The 20,521-nt window shown below is 65.9% G+C and carries 21 protein-coding genes and 1 riboswitch; of the genes, 16 read left to right on the top strand and 5 right to left on the bottom strand.

Annotated features, from left to right (window positions below; translation table 11 throughout):
* Nucleotide 1 precedes the first annotated feature (1 nt).
* The 7 genes from IEX43_RS14510 (at nt 2) to pabB (ending at nt 5,645) form a co-directional block, all read left to right on the top strand.
* On the top strand, nt 2-820 hold the full coding sequence (locus IEX43_RS14510) for a methyltransferase domain-containing protein (RefSeq protein ID WP_188812051.1): 819 nt from the start codon (nt 2-4) through the stop codon (nt 818-820).
* Between the two features lie 103 nt (nt 821-923).
* Nucleotides 924-1,547: a LysE family transporter gene (locus IEX43_RS14505; RefSeq protein WP_188812050.1), complete on the top strand. Its 624-nt coding sequence runs from the start codon at nt 924-926 to the stop codon at nt 1,545-1,547.
* A 114-nt stretch (nt 1,548-1,661) separates the two neighbouring features.
* Nucleotides 1,662-2,201: a low molecular weight protein-tyrosine-phosphatase gene (locus tag IEX43_RS14500; protein ID WP_188812049.1), complete on the top strand. Its 540-nt coding sequence runs from the start codon at nt 1,662-1,664 to the stop codon at nt 2,199-2,201.
* 67 nt (nt 2,202-2,268) lie between these two features.
* Nucleotides 2,269-3,024 (top strand): CobW family GTP-binding protein, encoded by a 756-nt coding sequence (locus IEX43_RS14495; RefSeq protein WP_229666474.1) that lies wholly within the window; start codon nt 2,269-2,271, stop codon nt 3,022-3,024.
* The gene (locus IEX43_RS20320) at nt 3,021-3,398 is read left to right on the top strand and encodes a GTP-binding protein (protein ID WP_229666473.1); all 378 of its coding nucleotides are present in this window, start codon (nt 3,021-3,023) and stop codon (nt 3,396-3,398) included. Before IEX43_RS14495 ends, IEX43_RS20320 begins: the two co-directional genes overlap by 4 nt.
* A gap of 53 nt (nt 3,399-3,451) precedes the next feature.
* Complete coding sequence (gene ykgO, locus IEX43_RS14490; RefSeq protein ID WP_011693081.1) at nt 3,452-3,574, top strand: type B 50S ribosomal protein L36; 123 nt, start codon at nt 3,452-3,454, stop codon at nt 3,572-3,574.
* Between the two features lie 16 nt (nt 3,575-3,590).
* Complete coding sequence (gene pabB / locus IEX43_RS14485) at nt 3,591-5,645, top strand: aminodeoxychorismate synthase component I (RefSeq protein ID WP_188812047.1); 2,055 nt, start codon at nt 3,591-3,593, stop codon at nt 5,643-5,645.
* Between the two features lie 76 nt (nt 5,646-5,721).
* Here pabB and cls read toward each other — a convergent pair whose 3' ends face one another.
* On the bottom strand, nt 5,722-7,194 hold the full coding sequence (gene cls, locus IEX43_RS14480; protein ID WP_188812176.1) for a cardiolipin synthase: 1,473 nt from the start codon (nt 7,192-7,194) through the stop codon (nt 5,722-5,724).
* 99 nt (nt 7,195-7,293) lie between these two features.
* On the opposite strand from cls, the gene IEX43_RS14475 reads away from it, so the two are divergent.
* The 4 genes from IEX43_RS14475 (at nt 7,294) to IEX43_RS14460 (ending at nt 10,023) form a co-directional block, all read left to right on the top strand.
* A complete protein-coding gene (locus tag IEX43_RS14475) occupies nt 7,294-8,235 on the top strand; it encodes an aminodeoxychorismate lyase (protein WP_188812045.1) in 942 nt (313 codons plus the stop codon).
* A gap of 66 nt (nt 8,236-8,301) precedes the next feature.
* Nucleotides 8,302-8,766 carry a pyridoxamine 5'-phosphate oxidase family protein gene (locus tag IEX43_RS14470; protein WP_104188559.1) on the top strand — a complete coding sequence of 155 codons (465 nt, stop codon included), beginning with the start codon at nt 8,302-8,304 and terminating at the stop codon, nt 8,764-8,766.
* Between the two features lie 242 nt (nt 8,767-9,008).
* Nucleotides 9,009-9,266 (top strand): hypothetical protein, encoded by a 258-nt coding sequence (locus IEX43_RS14465; protein WP_188812043.1) that lies wholly within the window; start codon nt 9,009-9,011, stop codon nt 9,264-9,266.
* A gap of 166 nt (nt 9,267-9,432) precedes the next feature.
* Nucleotides 9,433-10,023: a GNAT family N-acetyltransferase gene (locus tag IEX43_RS14460; RefSeq protein WP_188812041.1), complete on the top strand. Its 591-nt coding sequence runs from the start codon at nt 9,433-9,435 to the stop codon at nt 10,021-10,023.
* Nucleotides 10,024-10,078: 55 nt separating this feature from the next.
* Here IEX43_RS14460 and opgC read toward each other — a convergent pair whose 3' ends face one another.
* The gene (gene opgC, locus IEX43_RS14455; protein WP_188812039.1) at nt 10,079-12,487 is read right to left on the bottom strand and encodes an OpgC domain-containing protein; all 2,409 of its coding nucleotides are present in this window, start codon (nt 12,485-12,487) and stop codon (nt 10,079-10,081) included.
* A gap of 310 nt (nt 12,488-12,797) precedes the next feature.
* Nucleotides 12,798-12,911: riboswitch (SAM riboswitch) on the top strand.
* 13 nt (nt 12,912-12,924) lie between these two features.
* Here opgC and IEX43_RS14450 point away from each other — a divergent pair.
* From IEX43_RS14450 to IEX43_RS20570, 4 genes are read left to right on the top strand one after another with little or no spacing between them, the layout of a single operon-like run.
* Entirely contained in the window at nt 12,925-13,203 is a 279-nt protein-coding gene (locus IEX43_RS14450; RefSeq protein WP_188812037.1) for a DUF1737 domain-containing protein, read from the top strand.
* Nucleotides 13,200-13,610 carry a rhodanese-like domain-containing protein gene (locus tag IEX43_RS14445; protein ID WP_188812035.1) on the top strand — a complete coding sequence of 137 codons (411 nt, stop codon included), beginning with the start codon at nt 13,200-13,202 and terminating at the stop codon, nt 13,608-13,610. Before IEX43_RS14450 ends, IEX43_RS14445 begins: the two co-directional genes overlap by 4 nt.
* A complete protein-coding gene (locus IEX43_RS14440; protein WP_188812034.1) occupies nt 13,611-14,819 on the top strand; it encodes an O-succinylhomoserine sulfhydrylase in 1,209 nt (402 codons plus the stop codon).
* 23 nt (nt 14,820-14,842) lie between these two features.
* The gene (locus IEX43_RS20570) at nt 14,843-15,406 is read left to right on the top strand and encodes a methyltransferase family protein (protein ID WP_188812032.1); all 564 of its coding nucleotides are present in this window, start codon (nt 14,843-14,845) and stop codon (nt 15,404-15,406) included.
* Here the strand turns inward: IEX43_RS20570 and IEX43_RS14430 are convergent.
* Nucleotides 15,357-15,659 (bottom strand): DUF1905 domain-containing protein, encoded by a 303-nt coding sequence (locus IEX43_RS14430; RefSeq protein ID WP_188812030.1) that lies wholly within the window; start codon nt 15,657-15,659, stop codon nt 15,357-15,359. The genes IEX43_RS20570 and IEX43_RS14430 overlap by 50 nt on opposite strands.
* 122 nt (nt 15,660-15,781) lie before the next feature.
* Here IEX43_RS14430 and IEX43_RS14425 point away from each other — a divergent pair, with 122 nt between their 5' ends.
* On the top strand, nt 15,782-17,527 hold the full coding sequence (locus IEX43_RS14425; protein WP_188812029.1) for an HNH endonuclease signature motif containing protein: 1,746 nt from the start codon (nt 15,782-15,784) through the stop codon (nt 17,525-17,527).
* Between the two features lie 163 nt (nt 17,528-17,690).
* Here IEX43_RS14425 and IEX43_RS14420 read toward each other — a convergent pair whose 3' ends face one another.
* Complete coding sequence (locus tag IEX43_RS14420) at nt 17,691-18,917, bottom strand: glutamate--cysteine ligase 2 (RefSeq protein ID WP_188812028.1); 1,227 nt, start codon at nt 18,915-18,917, stop codon at nt 17,691-17,693.
* A 67-nt stretch (nt 18,918-18,984) separates the two neighbouring features.
* Nucleotides 18,985-20,508 carry a UDP-N-acetylglucosamine 1-carboxyvinyltransferase gene (locus IEX43_RS14415; RefSeq protein ID WP_188812027.1) on the bottom strand — a complete coding sequence of 508 codons (1,524 nt, stop codon included), beginning with the start codon at nt 20,506-20,508 and terminating at the stop codon, nt 18,985-18,987.
* Nucleotides 20,509-20,521 lie beyond the last annotated feature (13 nt).

Raw genomic sequence — 20,521 nt, 5'->3', positions numbered from 1 at the left:
TATGAGTGCGCAGCAGCCTGAAGACGACGTTTACACGCACGGCCACCACGAATCCGTGGTCCGCGCCCATGCCGCCAGGACCGCCGAGAATTCGGCAGCGTTCGTCCTGCCGCACCTCACACCCGGAGCCAGCGTGCTCGACGTCGGCTGCGGCCCGGGCACCATCACGTGCGACTTCGCCGTTCTGGTGGCGCCGGGGAAGGTGACGGGCCTGGACCGGTCACCGGACATCATCGCCCAGGCAAAGGCGCTCGCCATGGAACGCGAGGTTTCCAACGTGGACTTCGTGGCCGGGAATATCTACGACCTGGACTTCGAGGATGAGACGTTCGACGTCGTCCACGCCCACCAAGTGCTCCAGCACCTTACGGACCCGGTGGAGGCGCTGCGTGAGATGCGGCGGGTTGCCAAGCCCGGCGGCATCGTCGCCGTGCGAGACGCAGATTTCCACGGCATGAGCTGGTATCCCGCCATTCCGGAGCTGGACGAGTGGATGGAGCTTTACCAGCGCATCGCGCGGCGGAACGGGGCGGAACCCGACGCCGGCCGGAGGCTGGTCAGCTGGGCGCAGGCGGCGGGATTTACCGACGTGGCACCCTCCAGCAGCAACTGGCTTTATGCCACAAGCCAGCAGCGCCGGTGGCAGGCGCGCGTGTGGGGGGAACGCGTGCTTCATTCCGCCTTCGCGGAGCAGGCGCTGGAATACGGCTTCGCCAATCCCGCGGACCTGGCCCGGATCTCGGCCGGGTGGCACCGCTGGGGCTCCACCGACGACGGGTGGTTCCTGATCCCCAACGGTGAGGTCATCGCCAGGGCATGAGCCGGTACATGTCCAGGCGGCCGCACTCGCAGTAGGGCAGTTGTGGCCCGCAGGCAGGTCAAACAGGTGATTGAGCAGCGTCAACGGCCACTAAACTTGGATGGTGCAATTCTCCCTTTGGCTCGCCCTGGTGGGCGCCGGAGCCCTCATCAGCTTCACGCCCGGCGCCGGAGCCATCAACACCATGAGCAATTCCCTGAACGCCGGGTTCCGCCGGTCCATCTGGGGCATCCTGGGACAGCAGGCAGCACTGGTGATCCACGTGGTGATCGTGGCGCTCGGCGTGGGAGTGCTGGTGGCAAGCTCACCCGTCGCCTTCAACGTCATCCGCTTCGCCGGCGCCGCCTACCTCGTGTACCTGGGCATCAGGCAATTCCTGAGCAAACCCAATCTCGAAGAGCAACAAACCGCATCCCTCCGGAACGAACCTGCCTGGTCCATCTTCCGCCGGGGACTGTGGGTAAACCTGCTCAACCCCAAGGCCATCATCTTCTTCCTGGCGTTCATGCCCCAGTTCATCAGGCCTGAACAGCCGCTCCTCGCCCAGTACGCCGTACTGACGGCCACGATTATTGCAATCGACATCCTGGTGATGTGGTTCTTCTTCGCTGCAGCTGCCCGGTCCTTCCAGCGGTTTACGCATTCAGCCCGTGGACAGATGGTCCTCAGCAAGGTCTTTGGGGTGCTCTTCGTCGGCGTCGGCATCCTCCTGGCCGTCATGCACTAGGCCGCCCACGCAGCCAGCATCCGTGACGGAGCGGGAAAACTTCTTTACAAGCCTGTCACGCAATATGAATCACTCCTCTGGCCAATCGGGCCGATAGCGCGCATGCTTGGTTTCATGAACTCAGCGTCGAGCCCATACCGCGTCATCGCCGTCTGCACCGGCAACATCTGCCGGTCCCCCATGGCTGAGCTCATGCTCGCCGCGGCCCTTGAACGCGAGGGGCTGGACCACCTCGTGGCGGTGGACTCGGCAGGAACCACGGGCTACGAGGCCGGCCGCCCCATCGATCCCCGGGCCGCCCGCAGGCTCGCCGCCACCCAGCTTCTATCGGAGCAGCACGTCGCCCGCGAATGGGAGCTGGACTGGTTCCACTCCAGGGACCTGATCCTTGCGCTGGACATCGACCACTACGCCTGGCTCAGCGAAGCCGCCCCAGACCAGGAGTCGCTGGAAAAGATCCGCATGCTCCGCAGCTTCGATCCCGCAGTGGCGGGCCTGGACCTCCTGGACCAGGGCATCGAGGACCCCTGGTATGGCGGACACGCCGACTTCGACGCCGTCTGGCATCAAATCCACGCAGCACTCCCCGGCGTCGTGGACCACATCAAGTCAGCCGTGCTCCGCAGCGCGGAGCTGCAGCGGCAGGACCACTGACCCGAACCTGGGCCAAACTCCGAACCTCCATTTGTAGTTGAGAATGATTCTCAACTAGGCTGGGCATATGGAGCTCATCGTTGTCACTTCCCTGGATGCCCTTTGCCGCCAGCAGGCTTGCGAGGACCTGGCGGCCGCCCGCCCCGGAAGCCTCGTGGTCCTTCACGACCTGCTGGAAAACGGAATCGTGGTCCGGCGGACTTCCACCGGGGCCGGCGAGATTGAACGCGGGGAGTCCTTCCTGGAGCACGGGTGCCTGAGCTGCGCCGTCCGCCTGGACCTGGTGCCCGGCATTGAGCGTCTGATCCAGGACAGCCAGGGAAAGGGAACCCCGGGTCCCATCATCATCGGACTGGCACCGGCCACCCCTGCGCAGGCAGCCGTTACAGCGCTGAACGGCAAACTGGCGGACCGTGCCACCGTCTCTTCCGTGATCCTCGCGCTGGCTCCGGATGCGCTGGAGGACCACATCTGGGACTCCCATACGCTGTTCGAATCCGGCTTCACGCCCATGGTGGAGGATGAGCGGACTCCCGGCGAATGCCTCATCGGCGAGTTGGCCTTTGCGGATACCGTCCTGTCGACGGAACCGGACATCGTGCCAGCGCACCCGGCGGGCCGGGAGCGGGGCCTGCACCTGGTCCGGCAGCTTGCACCCACGCGGACCTGGCGTCCAGCGCAGGTGAGATCCGCCCGGGACGTCACCATTACCTGGAGTCGCTGGCCCGGACGGAACCCGGAACAGTGCCCTCCGGGCCAGGGCATGGGATGGGCGCAGAACGGACCGGGGGCGCAGAAACGAGCGATGCTTCACCGTTCATGACTGTTGTCCAGCGCGTTGAACGGCCGCTGCACCCCGGACGTTTCCGCCAGGCCCTGGCAACCTTGGCGGAAGGCTGCTGCGTGGTGCGCGGGCACCTCTGGATAGCCTCGGCGCCCGAATGCCGCATTGCGATCCAGGGCGTCGGCCCCCGGATCTGGCTCGAGAATACCGGGGCGTGGGACGACGTTCCTCCAATGGAGGTCCCTGCCGGCCGCGGAATGCCGGCGCCTGCCGCCACGGTTATCACGGCCACCGGCGAGGACCTCGACGCGGCGGAATTCGAGCACCTGCTCACTTCCTGCCAGCTCACCGACGAGGAACTGGCGTCAGGCAAGGGCCTGCACGACCCCTTCGGCCTCGAACAGGCCAGCTGAGCTTCAATCCCGCACCAGTACCAACAAAACAATCAACCCACAAGGAGCACACCATGAAGGTCCGCAACTCACTTCGCGCATTGAAGAAGATCCCGGGAGCCCAGATTGTCCGGCGCCGCGGCCGGACGTTCGTGATCAACAAGAAGAACCCGCGGATGAAAGCCCGGCAGGGATAAAGGTACGCTCTACTCCATGAGCCCAGCCCCCGTCATCATCGCCATTGACGGACGCTCCGGCGCTGGGAAGACGACGCTCGCCGTCGAACTGGCTGCCCGGCTGCGCGCCCACCACAAGGTGTCACTGTTCCACCTCGAGGACATATACCCCGGATGGAATGGACTGGCGGCGGGCATCGAGAGGTATGTTTCCACGGTGCTCACGCCCCTGGGCCGTGGGGAGGCTGCCTCCTGGGTCTGCTGGGACTGGGAGAACCATTACGACGGCGAACCCCGGGTGACGCTTCCGGCAGAGATCGTCATCGTGGAGGGCGTGGGGGCGGCAGCAGCAGCGGCCCGCCCCCTGCTGAGCGCGGTGATCTGGGCCGAGGCCCCGGACGACGTCCGCCGGACCCGGGCGCTGGACCGGGACGGCGAAACCTATGAGCCGTTCTGGGACCAGTGGGCGGCGCAGGAAGAGGAGTGGCTCGCGGCGGACAACGTCCCCCTCGATGCCGACATCCGCGTGCGTAACCCCGCCGACGGCTCGGCACCGGCCGACGTGCTGCAGGTCCTCCCCTACCTTCCGGCGCTGGCCCCCGCCCTGGCACCGGAGTTGTCAGCACGCCGGGGACTGCGCCTCCGCGCGGAACGGCTGGACGTCCGTCCGGACGCCGCGGGACTCTTCGACTCCCTCTACGGCCGCTCGTCCAACGCCGTCTGGCTGGACTCCTCGAACGCAGGAGCTGCCCCGGACACGGATGCCGGGGAGGCTGCGGCGCGCAGCCGCTTCAGCATCATGGCGGACGACGGCGGCACGTTCGGCCAGTCGGTAACGCACCGTTCAGGCCACAGCCTGCTCAGCGCGGGGTGCGCCACCGCCACCGTGCAGGGCCCCTTCTTCCGTTGGCTGGACACCGTATGGGGGCTTTCCGCCGTCGACATTCCCGATGCGTACCCAGGCGGCTTCGCGCTCGGCTGGCTAGGCTGCCTGGGCTACGAACTCAAGCGCGAGACGGGCGGGACCGACCTTCCCTCCCCCACCCCCGATGCCGCACTCATCTTCGCCGGAAGGGCCGTGGTCCTGGACCATGCGGAAGGAGCCGCCTGGCTCCTGGCACTCGACGCCCCCGATTCCGATGACTGGCTGGTCCACTCGCGGGCCGCCGTGGAAACCGTCGGGCCGGCAGCGCAAGCCGGCGGCAGCAACGGCGTCGTCCTCCCGGCAGCGCCGGCCTTCCGCAGCCGGGACACCCGCGCGGAGTACCTGGCCAAAATCTCTGCGGCACAGCACCAGATCGGCGAGGGGAACTCCTATGAGGTCTGCCTGACTACTGCCCTGTCCGCGGACATACCGGGTGATGCCCTGGATCCATGGACCACGTATCTGGCGCTGCGCCGCAGGAATCCCGCACCCTTCGCCAGTTACCTGCGCCTGGGCAGCCTCACGGTGGCCAGCACCTCGCCCGAACGGTTCCTGAAGATCGCGGCCGACGGCGGGATGCGCGCCGAGCCCATCAAGGGAACCCGCCGCCGGGGTGCAGACGCCGCCGAGGACGCCAAACTTCGAACCGACCTTGCCACCGCGCTGAAGGACCGCGCCGAAAACATCATGATCGTGGACCTGCTCCGCAATGACCTCAGCCACTTCGCCGTCCCCGGTTCGGTGACCGTCAGCAGGCTCTGCGCCATTGAAAGCTACGCCACCGTCCACCAGATGGTGAGCACCATCGACGCGCAACTGAAGCCCGGCTCCTCCCGCGCCGAGGCCGTGGCCGCCTGCTTCCCCGCCGGATCCATGACCGGCGCACCCAAGATCAGCACCATGGCCATCCTGGACGGCCTGGAAGGCGGCGCCCGCGGGGTCTACTCGGGAGCGATTGGCTACTTTTCGTTGAACGGGGCCACGGACCTCGCCGTCGCGATCCGGACCCTGGTGATCAACGCCCGGGGCGACGGAACAGCGGAACTGACGCTCGGCGTCGGCGGTGCCATCACCGCGGATTCAGATCCGGAGGACGAGTACCAGGAAATCCGCACCAAGGCGTTCGGTGTCCTCTCCACGCTGGGAGCGGACTTTCCGGACGCCTGATCCCCGGAGTTTTTGTCCAGATATGCAGGCTTCAGGACCGGCAAACCCTGCACAAGTGGACAAAAACTCCTAGGTTTTACTGGACGGTGGCGGTCAGCCTCGCCACGTTGTCCACGTAGCGGGCCGCCAGGGGCCGGTTGATCCAGTCCGTCAGTTTGAGCTCGTGGGAGATGTCCCGGTAGGTGTCCTCCACCGCCCGCATCTTGGTGACGATGTCTTCGCCCAGCAGCATCACGGATACCTCCAGGTTCAGGGAGAAGGAGCGCATGTCCATGTTGCTGGAGCCGAGGACCGCCACCTCGTCGTCGATGGTGAAGTGCTTGGCGTGGAGTACAAACGGGGCCTTGTAGAGGTAGATCCGGACGCCGGCCTCCAGCAGGGCCTCGTAGTAGGACCGCTGGGCGTGGTGCACCAGAAACTGGTCGCCCTTCTCGGACACGAACAGCTCCACCTCCACGCCGCGCTGGGCAGCTGTGGTGATGGCGTAGAGCAGGGAGTCGTCCGGCACAAAGTAGGGGCTGCAGATGGAAATCCGGTGCTGGGCCGAGTAGATCAGGGTGTTGAACAGGCGCAGGTTGTTCTCGGTGATGAACCCCGGGCCGCTGGGAACCACCTGGGCGGTGACGTTCCCCGGTTCCGTGTTGGCCGGGAGCTGCAGCTGGTGCTCCAGCGATTCGTCCGTCTCGCTGAGCCAGTCGGTGGCAAAAACAACGTTCAGCGTGGTGACGATGGGCCCGCGCAGGCAAGCCATCAGCTCCACCCATTCCCGGCCTGCCTTGCGGTGGCGGGGGTTGTTGTAGGAAGGCTCAATCAGGTTCTGTGACCCCGTGAAGGCGATTTCGCCGTCGATCACCATGATCTTCCGGTGGTTGCGGAGGTCCGGCCGGCGCCACTGGCCGTGGATGGGCAGCAGCGGAAGCATCCGCTTCCACTGGATCTTGCCGGCGCGCAGCCGCTTCAGCAGCTTCCGGTAGCCCTGCACCCGGAGCGTGCCGATGTGGTCGAACAGCACGCGGACTTCCACGCCCCGTTCCGCGGCTTCCTCCATGGCTTCCAGGAGCTCGTCGGTGATGTGGTCCGTGCTCATGATGTAGAACTCGGCGTTGACGAACTTCTTCGCCTTGCGGACGGCGTTCGTCATTTCAAGCAGGGAATCCGGGTAGCCGGGGATGAGGTCCACCGAGTTGCAGTCCACCATGGGCAGGGAGCCCAGCCTGCGGTTCAGTTCACCGGCAGACTTGACCCATTCAGGTCCCGGGTAGTCGCTTTCGACGTCGGCGAGGGAGGAGATCCCGGCCCGCACCCTTTCGTTGACCTGCTGCTGCTGCTCCCTCCGGCGGCTGGAAAGTTTGAAGTTGCCGAACAGGAGGAACAGGATGATGCCCACGAACGGGACGAAGAAGATACCCAGGAGCCAGGCCATGGCCGTGGTGGGCCGCCTGTTGCCGGGAATGATGCCCACAGCCAGCACCCTGATCACCAGGTCGGCGATACCCAGCACCACAACCAGCCAGCCTGGAGCGGTGCCGGCAAGCGAAAATGGCCACAACACGTGCGATAACCCCCGGAAAAATGAGCTCCGGCGGACGGTTTCCAGCCGGGGCACTCCGCCCAGCTTATCGGTGGGGCACCGCACTAAGCTGGACCCATGACCTCTCCTGCGCCCGTGGTTCTCGTTATCCTCGACCCCACCTTCCCTGACGGCCGGCTGGCCGACGCCTCGCAGCCGCAGCTGATGGTGACAGACCAGGGCGCCACCCGGGGCGACGGCGTCTTCGAGACCATGCTGGCGGTGGGCGGAAACGTCCGCAAGATCCAGGCCCACCTGGACCGCCTTGCCGGCTCCGCAGACGCGCTTGACCTCTCCATTCCGGGCCAGGACGAGTGGCGCCGCGCCATTGCTACCGCGCTGTCCGAGCACCGGGCCCAGAACCCTCCCGGGGCGGGGGCCGGGGACGGGGACGGGGATGAACTGGTGGTGAAACTCGTGGTGACCCGCGGCGTGGAAGGCGCAACTGCCCCCAACTGCTGGGTCCAGGTCTCGCCTGTGGGCGCAGGCGCCCGCCGCCAGCGCGAAACCGGGATCGACGTAATCCTCCTGGACCGCGGCTATGACAGCGACGCCGCCGAGCGCGCACCCTGGCTGCTGCTCGGCGCCAAAACACTCTCCTACGCCGTCAACATGGCCGCCCTCCGCCACGCCCACAAACAGGGCGCGGACGACGTCATCTTCATCTCCTCGGACGGCAGGGTCCTGGAGGGTCCCACGTCCACCGTGCTGCTGGCCCACGTGGAAAAGGCCGACGACGGCACGTCTGTGAAGCGCCTGATCACACCGCAGCTGGACAGCGGCATCCTGCCCGGAACGTCGCAGGGGGCGCTGTTCACCGCCGCCAAGGCAGCCGGCTGGGACCTGGGCTACGGCCCGCTGGAGCCCCAGGACCTGCTGGACGCCGATGCTGTGTGGCTGATTTCCAGCGTCCGCCTGCTGGCACCGGTCAACCACATCGACGGCAAGCAGGTAGGGACGCCGTCAGTGCAAAAGGAGCTCACTGCGGAACTGAACGGGCTGTTCGCGGGCATCCAGTAGGCCGGCCTGCGATTCGGGCCGTTGCACTCTAGGTTCCGCAGGGACAGTGGCCGTAAGGTGTGGTTCATGGACTCGCAGACGCAGCCGGATGGCACCCTGACCTTTGACGAATGCTGGGAACTCCTGGCCAATGACACAGTCGGCCGCCTTGCCGTGGTGGTTGATGGCCACCCGGAGATCTTCCCGATCAACTATGTGGTGCACCGCCGGAGCATCGCCTTCCGGACGGCCGGCGTCACCAAGCTCTGGAGCGCCCTGTCCGAACGGCCTGCGGCCCTGGAAATTGACGGCTACGATCCCCACACCGAAGAGGCGTGGAGCGTGGTGCTGCGCGGAGACACCCAGGTCATCGAGGACCAGGCGGACAAGGATGCCGTAGACAGCTTGGGTCTCGAGCCGTGGCAGCCGGGCGAAAAGGCGAACTACATCCGGCTCTCAGCCCGGGCGCTGACGGGCCGCCGCTTCAAGGTGAACCGCCCGGACGTCTGGGCAACCCGGGCGCAGGACAGGCGCCGCGCTTCCTTCGAATAGTGGTGTCCAAGGCTCTCCGGCGGCAGGAAATTTCCGACGCCGGATGGGCAGTTGGGGGCGGCGGCTGACCGGTGGGGATGGATAGTCCATACGCTTGCTTGATTGGTTGTCTACGGGTAAAGTCTACATTGTAGATGCGGCAGTGACACCTTCATCCACACTCCATTGCCCCGTGCACGGCATTGAGGTTAGCTGCTGTAGCCGAACGGCAGTACCACCGCACTTAGCGAAGGGAAGCCGTCTTGGCACATTCGCAGTTCGACCTCTTTCTCAAAGAAGCCACCTACCTCGACCAGGCCTCGGAATCCACGCTGGACCGCGACCGCCTGTACGGCCTGTACACCAGCTGGTGCTTTATCAACCAGCAGAAGCCCGGACCGGAATCCGAGTTTTGGGCAGCCATGAACCACCGCAGGATTGCTTCCGGCCACAACGGGCTGCGCATGAAGGGCCCGGCTGCCGCCGATTACATCCTGGCGAGCTACCCCGGACTCGTATAACAAGCCGCAGTAGACAGATAACGGCGTGGACCACGTGCTTTCGGCACCGGGGTCCACGCCGTTCCTGTATCCGGGGACTCCTACCTGCCGCCGGATGCCGAATCATTTCGGTCGCGTAAACGTTGCTCCGTCTGCGGAGCACCCGCCCTGAAAGGTGCCCTGGTACATGACTGGCAGCAGCGCTTATCTGCGCGGAGGACTCCTCATCCGGTTGCTCGAGGTCGCGGATGCCCCTGCCTTGGCCAGGGCCTATCAGCGCAATCTGGAGCACCTGGCTCCATGGGAGCCCAAACGCACGGACGCCTTCCTCACTACCGGGCATCAGGCGGACATCATCCGCGTCAAACTCGCCCAGCACGCGTTGGGCACCGAAGTCCCTTGGGTATTGGTCGAAGAAGAGGACGACGGCGGAGGCACAGTGTGCGCTGGCCACCGAGCCGGACGCGTGGTTGGGGCGGTCACGCTGACGGGAATCGTGCACGGCCCCTTCCTCAGTGCCAATCTGGGCTACTGGGTGGACCACGAACTCACCGGGCAAGGGATCGGCACAGCCGCCGTTCTCCACGCAGCCAACTACGCCCGGACGACGCTTGGGCTTCACCGTATCCAGGCGGCAACCCTGCCCCACAACACAGCGTCGCGGCGGATCCTGCAGCGCGCAGGGTTCCGGGAGATCGGGGTCGCGCCGGAATACCTGAAAATCGCGGGGCAGTGGCAGGACCACCTGCTTCACCAGCTGATCCTGCCGCACCCCTGAGTCCCGCCCGTCAGCCCCCGGCAAGAGCGCACGGGCTGCGCGCCGGGGCGCATCCTCAGGTGGGAATGATCTTGAAGAGGAACCGCGTCCGCACCATTACCCAGAGGAGCCCCAGCACCACGGCGTAGGCCAGGGTGTTGATGAGGATGTTCTCTTGCTGGACGGCGGGGATGTTGGCAATGACGGCGATAAGAACCACATGCATGATGAACACGTAAAGGGTGGCGCGGCCCAGGGGAACCAGGAACCAGCCCAGGGCCCGCTGGACCGGCTTCCAGTACGCGGTGAGGAAGGCGTAGGCCGCCACCACAAGGACCAGGACGTTGAGCAACCGGCCCGGGGCAAGGTAGGTGCGCCCGAAGAACAGGTCGTACATGGCCCGGTACGCGGTGTCCGGGATGATCGCCAGTCGCACGTCAAACCCGTTGGCCAGGTACGGGTTGCCCCAGGACATAAAAGCGAACGCGAAGGCCAGGGCAGTGCAGGCCGCCACCAGCCAGGTGTGCGATGAAAGCCATGCCACGATGCCCCGCCGGTGGAACCCGACCGCCAGGCCGATGACGAACAGCACCTGCCACACCAGCAAGGGGAATGAATCCTCGAACTGCGACGGCAAGAGCCGGAAACGCGTCACCGTACCCACCGCGTACACGGCCAGTGATGCCGCCAGCACCCAGACAGTTTTGCCGCGGTTGAGGGCGGCCAGGATCAGCGGGCTGGCCAGCAGCAGCACCACGTAGAGGCCCATCACGTTGAACTGCCACGGCCCGAACTGGAGCAGCAGGATGGCGGGAAGCACCTGCGCCGGCACAGGGAACTGGAACAGCGTTTCCATGCCCGCGTAAAGATCGTAGGTGCGTCCGGCTCCGTCGTGTCCTGCCCCGCCGGTGCCCTGGTCCACGAACGTTGTGAGCGCCTCGGTCCGGAAGAAAGGCAGCAGTGACAGGAGGAAGACGCCCACCAGCACCACGAGCGCCGTTACGTAGAGCTTGCCTGCCCGGCGCGAGGTGAGGTCCACCACCGTTCCAAAATCGTCCTTCGCCCTGGGCCCGTACACCATGCCCACCACCAGGCCGGAGAACAGGACGAACAGCTCGGCACCCGAAACGAAGCCCACCGCTTCCTGGGTCAGGAGCTGGAACAGCGACACCATGCCCAGGTGGTTCACCACCACGAACACGATGGCCAGGCCGCGGAGCAGGTCCACGCGTGAGTCCCTGCCGGACGGATCGCTGTAGCCCCACGCCGTGACCGCACTCAACCTGGCGGGGAGCTGCCACAGTGCCACCAGGAGGATGATGAGCGCGGCCCCAACGGTCCAGGCGGCAGCCCCCGAAAGCGTATTGGACCTGGCGAACCCGGGACCCGAGCTGACATCGGTAACGGGCCCCGTCTGCACAGGCGACTCCTCAAGCCGGGTGTGGGCAGCGTCCGCAATACCGGCGTTTCCGGTGAGCCGCCAGTCGATGCTGGCCACCCCCGTGTCCCGTGTGCTGGTGCGTTCGTCCCAGACCACTGCCCCAGTCAGTGCGAAGTCGGATGATGCGGCAACGCCCAGCACCTGATCCCACCAGCCGTTCTTGATCTCCCCTTCCGCGGCGCCTCCGGAGGACGGGCTGTAGAAGGCTGAAGTCTGCAGCATGAAGGGCTTGGCCCGCCCCGCGGCATATGTCCCGTAGAAGTTCTCCCCGCCGGAGGCCGTGAGCATCTCCTGCAGCTCACCGGTGCGGGGTACGGTATTGACGGCGGCGCCCCCTGCGGTGTCATCGTGGTAGGCCGTCAGGCCCACCCAGTCCACGGCGTCGTCTCCCGGGAAGTAGGGTTCGTAGGCTTTGTCCGAGCCATTCCAGGCGCCGTCCCCATTAGTGTCCAGCAGGGAGAATCCCTCAGTTCCGGGCCCGGGCGCATTCCGGTTCCGGTCAAAGGGGTAGTCCTTGCCCAGGTACGGTTCCCACACCATGACATAGCTGGCGCCGGCATCCCGAAACGCCGCCGTTACCGCCCGGAATGCCGGCCGGTAGTCGCCCGGCTGCTGGCCCCATTCCACCCAGCTGGCATTCATGTCCGGCGCAAAGCGGATGAGCAACTGGCCATTCAAATCCCCCTGCAACCGGCGCACTTCCCCAGCGAAGGCCGCGGCAGCGTCAGCGGTGACCTGGTCCAGCGGGACAGCAGGCCTCACCGTGAGCATCGCATGGGCACCCTGCCCGGCGGATTGCTCCAGGAAGCCCCGGATATCGTTCTCCTCCGCGGCACGGAACGGGAAGGAGATGTCGTGTCCGAAGATTGCGGGGGATGCCCCGAGCCGTTCGGAGAAGCCGCCGGCGGTGTCCTCTCCCCATTCGAGGACTGCCCCCAGCAGCGGCTTGCCTTCCTCCGGGAAGCTCCGCGCTGCCTGCGCTGACCCGGCGGGCACCACCACCGCCAGGACGGCCATCAGCACGGCGGCGAGGAGCGCAGCCATCCGGTGGAGGGGCCGCAGCCGGCGGCTCCGGGCGGGACGTGTGGACGCGGCAGCGGATTGCGTGCTGATGAAGACCCCCCAGGGACTGATTTCTCCAGTGGCGGGGCGGAGCGCCCCTGCAGAAACTTTATCGGGCTGACGGGGGCGGCAGGCACCTGGCGCCCGCGCACCCAAGGTGGCGTCGCCGTCGTAAGTTAAAGAGAGGCGGCGGACGCGTCTTTTGCGCCGCGGTCCGCCCTGCATCCTTCAGTTACGCAACATGACGACGACGGCGGTGCGGCGCCGCGCGGCAAGTGTTACGTTTTTGGGGAGTAATGAGTACCGGCGCCAAGCCCTGACTGGCCGGTCGGCAACCCTCCTTCCACGGCGGGGTGCCTCAGGTGAATACTCGGCATATCGACCATTCGAGCTGCAAGCGTGAGAGAAGGAGATCCGTCGTGTCTGACGCACCTGCCCCTGAAGAAAAACTGTCCTACCGCCTCATCAGCGGCCCGGACAACCGTGAATTCTGCGAGCGGATCTCGAACGCCCTGGCCGAAGGCTATGTGCTGCACGGCAGCCCGGCGGCAACCTTCAACGGCACCAGCGTGATCGTGGCACAGGCCGTGGTCCTGCCGGCAGCGATCGCCTCTGCGGACGCCGCAGTGGCGGACGCCGTGGACGACCTCGAGTCCGCCGGCGACGACCTTGAGTTCGACGGCGAGGGCCACGCGTGAGCTACGCAGGAGACCTGACGCCGCAGGAGGCCTGGGACAAGCTGGAACAGGGCGCCATCCTGGTGGATGTGCGCACCGAGGGCGAATGGGCCCACATCGGGATCCCGGAGACTAAAGCAACAGAAAACGATCCGCTGTTCATCCAGTGGACTTTCCCCGGCGGCATCCCCAACCCTGACTTCATCAACGACCTCAACCAGCAGGCGCCCGAGGACCGTTCAACCGAACTGGTGTTCCTGTGCCGCTCCGGCCAGCGGTCCATCGCGGCAGCCATAGCGGCCACCCAGGCCGGCTTCACCTCCTACAACGTGCTGGAGGGCTTTGAAGGCGACCCCGACCGCTTCGGCGAACGCACCGTCAACGGCTGGAAGAACCGCGGCCTGCCAACCAACCTGGGAAAGATCTAAGTGACCTTCAACGAGGATGCCGCCGGCTGGAGCCCCGATACCCAGGCCGTGCGTGGCGGGTTGGACCGCACCAACTTCCAGGAAACCAGCGAAGCCATTTTCCTGAACTCAGGCTTTGTCTACGAATCCGCCGCTGCCGCCGAGCGCGCCTTCACGGGCGAGGACGAGCGCTTTGTCTACTCCCGCTACGGCAATCCTTCCGTGGCCACCTTCCAGGAGCGTCTCCGCCTGCTGGAAGGAACCGAGGCGTGCTTTGCGACGGCGTCCGGGATGTCCGCTGTGTTCACCGCCCTCGGTGCCCTGCTGGCAGCCGGAGACCGCGTGGTTGCCGCCCGCTCGCTGTTCGGATCCTGCTTTGTGATCCTCAACGAGATCCTGCCGCGGTGGGGCGTGGAAACCGTCTTCGTGGACGGGCCGGACCTGGAGCAGTGGAGCGAGGCCCTGTCCAAGCCCACCACCGCCGTCTTCTTTGAATCGCCATCCAACCCGATGCAGGAGATCGTGGACATCGCCGCGGTCAGCGAATTGGCGCACGCAGCCGGGGCGACCGTCGTCGTCGACAATGTCTTCGCCACTCCCCTGCTGCAGCGCTGCGGGCAGTTCGGCGCGGACGTCATTGTGTACTCCGGAACCAAGCACATCGACGGCCAGGGCAGGGTGCTCGGCGGCGCCATCCTGGGCACCAAGGAGTTCATCGACGGCCCGGTGAAGCAGCTGATGCGGCACACCGGACCGGCGTTGTCCGCGTTCAATGCGTGGGTGCTCACCAAGGGCCTTGAGACCATGGCGCTGCGCGTCAACCATTCCTCGGCCACCGCGCTGCGGCTCGCAGAGTGGCTGGAGGAGCAGCCTGCTGTCAGCTGGGTGAAGTACCCGCTGCTGAAATCGCACCCGCAGTATGAGCTGGCGGCAAAGCAGATGAGCGCCGGAGGCACCGTCCTCACCCTCGAGCTTGCGCCCTCCGGGGGCCGTTCCGGGAAGGAAGCAGCGTTCGCGCTGCTGGACGGCCTGCGGATCATCGACATCTCCAACAACCTGGGCGACGCCAAGTCCCTCATCACCCACCCGGCCACCACCACGCACCGCGCCATGGGGCCGGAGGGCAGGGCGGCGATCGGCCTGAGCGACGGCGTGGTGCGGCTTTCCGTCGGCCTGGAGGATGTGGACGACCTCATCGGCGACCTGGAGCAGGCGCTCAAGCAGATCTAGCACTCCGGACGGTGGTGGTGGGCATGCCTGGAAAGGTCGCTGCTCCCGGCTGGCGGCTGCTGCTGTCCAACATCCCCCTGCCGGAGCAGAACCTGCTGGGCATCGCCGCCGGCGCGGCCCTTCAGCGCCTGGTTCCAATCAGGCTTTCGGGGATATCAAGCCGCTGGCAGAGGCGTCTGCGGACAGCGGGCGGCGCATCGCTCGCCGCAGGTGGCGTCCTCGTCACCTGGTCATGGTGGGCAGCCCACCGCACTCTCCTCACCCGGCCGGCTGAGCTTTTGACGTCCGGCCCGTATTCATTCTCGCGCAACCCTATGTATGTGGGCTGGACGCTGCTGCATCTGGGCATTGGGCTGGTACGGCGCAACGCGTGGAGCCTGGCCGCACTTCCGGTGGCGGCCGGTGCCGTCCATCGCCAGGTCTTGCGGGAGGAGGCCAGCCTCGCCGCTTCCTTCGGTGGGGCGTTCGCTGAGTACCGGAGGGCGGTGCCGCGCTATGTGGGAAGGCGCTGTGCGGGCATCAGGCGCTGTGTGGGCTTCAGGTGCCCTGGACGGAGAGGCGGACTTCGACGGCGTCGCCTTCGCTGATCCGTGCCTTGGCCCTGATGGCCTTCTTGACCGGCAGGAGGTACGTCCCTGTTTTGGTGTCCGGGAAGAGCGAGGTCTGCCAAGTGTGGCCGGCAATTTCTGCACTCACCTGGACTGAGCCAAACGCCTTGCTGCGCCCTGCATTTTGTGCGCGGACATCGTCCGCCACGTCCGGCGGCAGGGTGAGGAAATGCCAGCCAGCCTCGCCCGGGTACAGCCACAGCTCCGCTTTGAACGAGTACGACGACGTCACGCGCCGAGTATGGCATGCCTGCGGTAGTGCCGCCAGGGCTGTGGATGACCAGCAGCCCACTAGTTATCCACAGCCCCTGCCGCATGGCTCTTTTTGTCAGACCCCCGCAAGATGATGTTTGTATGGAAACGAACCCGGCGGTGGTGCAGGCGGAGGAAGCCGTTATGGCTGGCATCGCTGCGTTTACTGCTGCGTTGGATGGCAGGGACGGTGCCGCGGCTGGTGAGCCGGATCCTGCCGCAGAAGCGGGCCCAACTCCTGCTGCTGGTTTGGATGATGAGTTGCAGCGGGTTGCCGATGGGGCGTTGGATGTTCTTGCCGGGCTGGCCCGGTCTGAGGCGAAGCTGGCGGCGTTGAAGGCGCAGGCGGTTCAGGTTCTCGCGGCCGCCACGAGCCTGCTGAACGGTCCGCCGTCCTCGCCGCAGGAGGCGACGGCGCAGGACCGGAGCCTGGTGGCCGAGGTCGGGTGCGCGCTGGTGATCGGTGACCGCGCCGCCGGTGCCCTGTTGGCCGAGTCCCACGCCCTGACAACCACCCTGCCCCGCACACTCGCGGCCTTGCAGGGCGGTTTGATCTCGTGGCAGCACGCCCGGGGCATGGCGGAGGAGGCAGCCACCCTCGACGCCGCCGGCGCCGCGGCCCTGGAGGCCCACTTCCTCGACCCCGACACGGTCCGGCCTGCCGCCACGGCCATGATCGGGGAGATGCCCGCCTACCGGTTCAAGGCCAAGGCCCGTACCTGGCGCGAACGCCACCACCCCGAATCGATCGAGAAACGCCACGCCAAGGGCCTAGCGGACCGGCGGGTCGAGTACCGGCCGGACCAGGACGGCATGGCCTGGCTCTCGGCCTACCTCCCCGCCCATCAGGCAATGGCGGGCTGGAACCGGCTCAACGCCCTCGCCCGGGCCGCACAAGGACCCGACGAGTCCCGCACCCTCACCCAGATCCGGGCCGACGACTTCGCCGAAGCCATCCTCACCAGCGGCACCAGCCGCGGTAATGGAGACAGCTCCCGCCTTCATACAGGCGACAGCGAATGGGTGAGTACAGGCAACGGCGACGGGTTCGGTACCAACGACGGGGCGGGTGCCGGGATGGATCCCGCCGGGCTGTCGTCTGCGGTGCGGGCGCAGGTGCTCGTCATGGTCCCGGTAGTCGCGCTGATGGGCCTGACGGATGAGCCGGCCGTGCTGGACGGCTTCGGGCCCATCCCGCCGTCCATGGCACGGGACCTGGTCGCGAACGGTGCCGATTCGTTCCACCGGGTCCTTGTTGATCCGAGGGACGGGGCACCGTTGGAGATCGGGCGGACCAGCTACCGGGTTACCAAAGCGATGCGGAACTGGCTGCGGCTGCGGGACGGCACATGCCCCTTCCCCGGCTGCAACAACAGTTCTTTGGATAACGAGGCAGACCACCTCCTGGCCTGGCAGCACGGCGGGACCACCGGGATCAGCAATCTCGGACAGCCCTGCCCGAAGCACCACAAACTTCGGCACAGCAGCGGGTGGAAACCAACACCGGCCACCAAGGATGAACCACCCGGCTGGATCTCACCGTCCGGGCGGCACTACAAAAGCGAACACCAGGACTGGGAACCACCCCACTGGCCAGACTGGGTTACTGACATGTGGAGTACGGCAACGAAATCGGAAGGACAACCGAGTTTGTCTGCGATCGGAGGCCTGACCCTCCAGGGCTTTGTTGAGTACTTTGGGATGTCCCAGGACCTGGACCTGCCCGATGACTTCGATCCGCCAGACGTGGACGTGCCGGAAGACCCCGGACCCACCGAGGATGAACTTCCCCAGGATCCGTTCCCTGAGTGGCACCTACTGCTGGAAGCCTCCCTTGCTGTCCTTTAGGAGAGAGCAAACATCGCTCCTTAGGACAGAGCAAGGTCGCCGGACGCGGAGGTCTGCCCAGCGCCCCCGGGTATAAAGCTGGCCAGCCTCCCGTGGCATATGCCTTGCCGTACGCGCAGCCCCTGTCTGCTCAAGAGGCAGCCCCTCGTATGCCCAGGAGCGCCTAGGACTGCCGGACGCGCAGCAGGTCCGGGGCCGCTTCCACTTCCGAAAGGTCCATGGCCCCACGCATGGTGATATTCACCGCGTGGTTTACCACGGCGCCCAGGCCGAGATCTTCGGGTGAAGAACCTGCCATGGCCTTGTCACGGACCCGGCGCTGCTCAGCCGCCCCGGTGCCGCGGGCGATGATGTCCTCCACGCCCTGCCGCACGATGGCGAGCTCCCCCTGTTCGTCCAGGACGGGCGCGAGGTAATCCACCAGCGAACGCACCACATCCGTGGCCCGGGCAGGCCGGAAGGTACCGAAATCCAACAGTTCCCCGCTAAGCCCGCTGCTGCTCGCCTGCCATGCAGCCATGCGCAACAGCACAGTGGGCACCGGCGCGGGGTCCACCCCGTCCCGCCACTCCCGGCTGGCCGACTCCACCAGTGCACGCACCAGGAGTGCGATGAGCGCGGCATCCTCGGCACGGAGGCAGACATCGGCCACTCTCACTTCCACGGTGGGGTGGTTCCGCGAAAGCCTGGCGTCGAAGTAGAGCATCCCCTCGTCCAGCATCACCCCGCTGTCCAGCAGCCGCGTGACCACCCGCCGGTACGCGGGGTAGGTTCCGTAGATCCCCGCGGGTCCTGAGGTGGGCCAGCGGTTCCAGGCCTGGGTCCGGTAGCTCTCAAAGCCAGTCGGCACACCGTTCCAGAACGGGGAGTTCGCGCTCAACGCGGTCAGCACGGCAAGTTTGTCCCGGATCCGGTCCAGGACCGCCACGCCTTCTTCTGGCGATTCAATATAGGTATGCACATGGAAGCCACAGGTGAGCTGCTCCTGCGCCGTGAGGCCGAAGCGCTCCAGCATCCGGGCATACCGGGGGTCCGGTGTCGTATGGCTGGTGGAGGCCAAGGGCGAGGTGGCAAGCGCCGCCACCCTGGCACCGTTCTTTTGGGCAGCCCGGTCAGCAAGCGTCCGGCCGGCACGGATCTGGTCCAGCAGGACACCATACTCCAGGCAGGGCCGCGTCTGGGTCTCGATCTGCTCAAGCTTAAGCTCGGCACTCAAGCCCATCTCGTCGTCGTCGTAAACGGTCTTGTCTTCGGTTTCCAGCGCGCGGGCATCGGGAGCATCGTCGGCGGCCATCCTGTGCCCGGACAACAGGGCATCGGCCAGTGCAAGCGGCTCCCCTGTTTTCGGGTCAACAATCAGGAGCTCTTCCTCGACGCCGAATGTACGCATACTGTCATTCTGCGGCAGGCAGGAAGATTTTGGGGTGACCCCGCCTTTCATGACGAACCGTGAAAGGTCAGTCCTGGAAGTACTCCACCTTCGCGCCGATGGCGTTCAGCCGCTCCGCCAGGTCCTCGTAGCCGCGCTCAATGACGTAGATGTTCCGCAGCTCTGATACTCCCCGCGCGGCAAGCATCGCCAGCAGCAGGCAGGCTGCCGGGCGAAGTGCAGGCGGGCAGCCCACCTCGGCCGCACGCCATTTTGTGGGTCCGTTGACATAGATCCGGTGCGGATCCAGCAGCTGCACCTGGGCGCCCAGCCGGTTGAGTTCCGTAAGGTAGATCGCCCGGTTTTCGTAGACCCAGTCGTGGATCATGGTCTGTCCCTGGGCATTCGCGGCAATGACGGCGAAGAAGGGCAGGTTATCGATGTTGAGCCCGGGGAACGGCATTGGATGGATCTTGTCCTCCGGAGCGTGCAGCTCCGAAGGCTTGGTGGTGACGTCCACCAGGCGCGTCCGGCCGTTCCGGGCCATATACTCCCCGGAGATCTCCAGCTGCTGGCCCATCTGGCCCAGCGTTGCCAGCTCAATTTCCATGAACTCGATGGGCACGCGCCGGATGGTCACCTCGGAGTTGGTGACAATGCCCGCGGTGATCAGGCTCATCGCCTCGATGGGGTCCTCCGACGGGAAGTACTCGATGTCGGCGTCGATGGACAGGCGCCCCGTGATCTTCAGGGTGGTGGTGCCTACGCCCTCGATCTCCACGCCCAGCATCTGCAGGTAGAAGCAAAGATCCTGCACCATGTAGTTGGGGCTGGCGTTACGGATCACGGTTGTGCCCTCGCGGTGGGCGGCTGCCATGATGGCGTTCTCGGTGACAGTATCGCCCCGTTCGGTGAGGACGAACGAGCGGTCCCGGGTGTCCGCGGGCGGGGCCTGGACGCTGTAGAAACCTGCGGTGGCCTCCACCGAGAGTCCGAACTGGCGGAGTGCCTGCATATGCGGTTCAACCGTACGGGTCCCGAGGTCGCAGCCGCCGGCATAGGGGAGCCGGTATTTTGCAGATTCGTCCAGCAGGGGTCCCAGAAGCATGATGACGCTCCGCGTGCGGCGTGCCGCGTCAACGTCCATGGCGTCCAGGTCCAGCACAGCCGGACGCCGAAGCTGCAGGTCGGTGTCGTTAAGCCAGGTGCACTCCACGCCGATGCTGCTAAGGACCTCAACAATCCGGTTTACCTCTTCGATGCGCGCCAGGCGGCGAAGGATAGTAGTCCCCCGGTTGATCAGGCTGGCACAGAGCAGTGCCACTCCGGCGTTCTTGCTGCTGTTGACGTCCACAGAACCTGAAAGGGTATGTCCGCCCTCAACCCGCAGGTGCGTCATCTGCGGCTTGCCCACGTTCACGATGCTCCTGCCAAAGATCGCTTCAAGGCGCTGGATCATTCTGAGGCTCAGGTTTTGCTTGCCCTGCTCCATCCGGGCAACGGCGCTTTGGCTCGTACCCAGCTCGGAAGCCAGCTGGCCCTGGGTCCAGCCCTTCTCACTGCGGGCGTCCCTCAACATGGCGGCAACGTGTTCGGCGGTTTCCTGCGTCATAGTCAAGTTTATA

Origin of the sequence: Pseudarthrobacter polychromogenes, from assembly GCF_014644495.1 — a bacterium.
GTDB classification, from domain to species: domain Bacteria; phylum Actinomycetota; class Actinomycetes; order Actinomycetales; family Micrococcaceae; genus Arthrobacter; species Arthrobacter polychromogenes.
The sequence above is the reverse complement of the archived record's forward strand: the minus strand, read 5'-3'. Positions and strand labels throughout refer to the sequence as shown.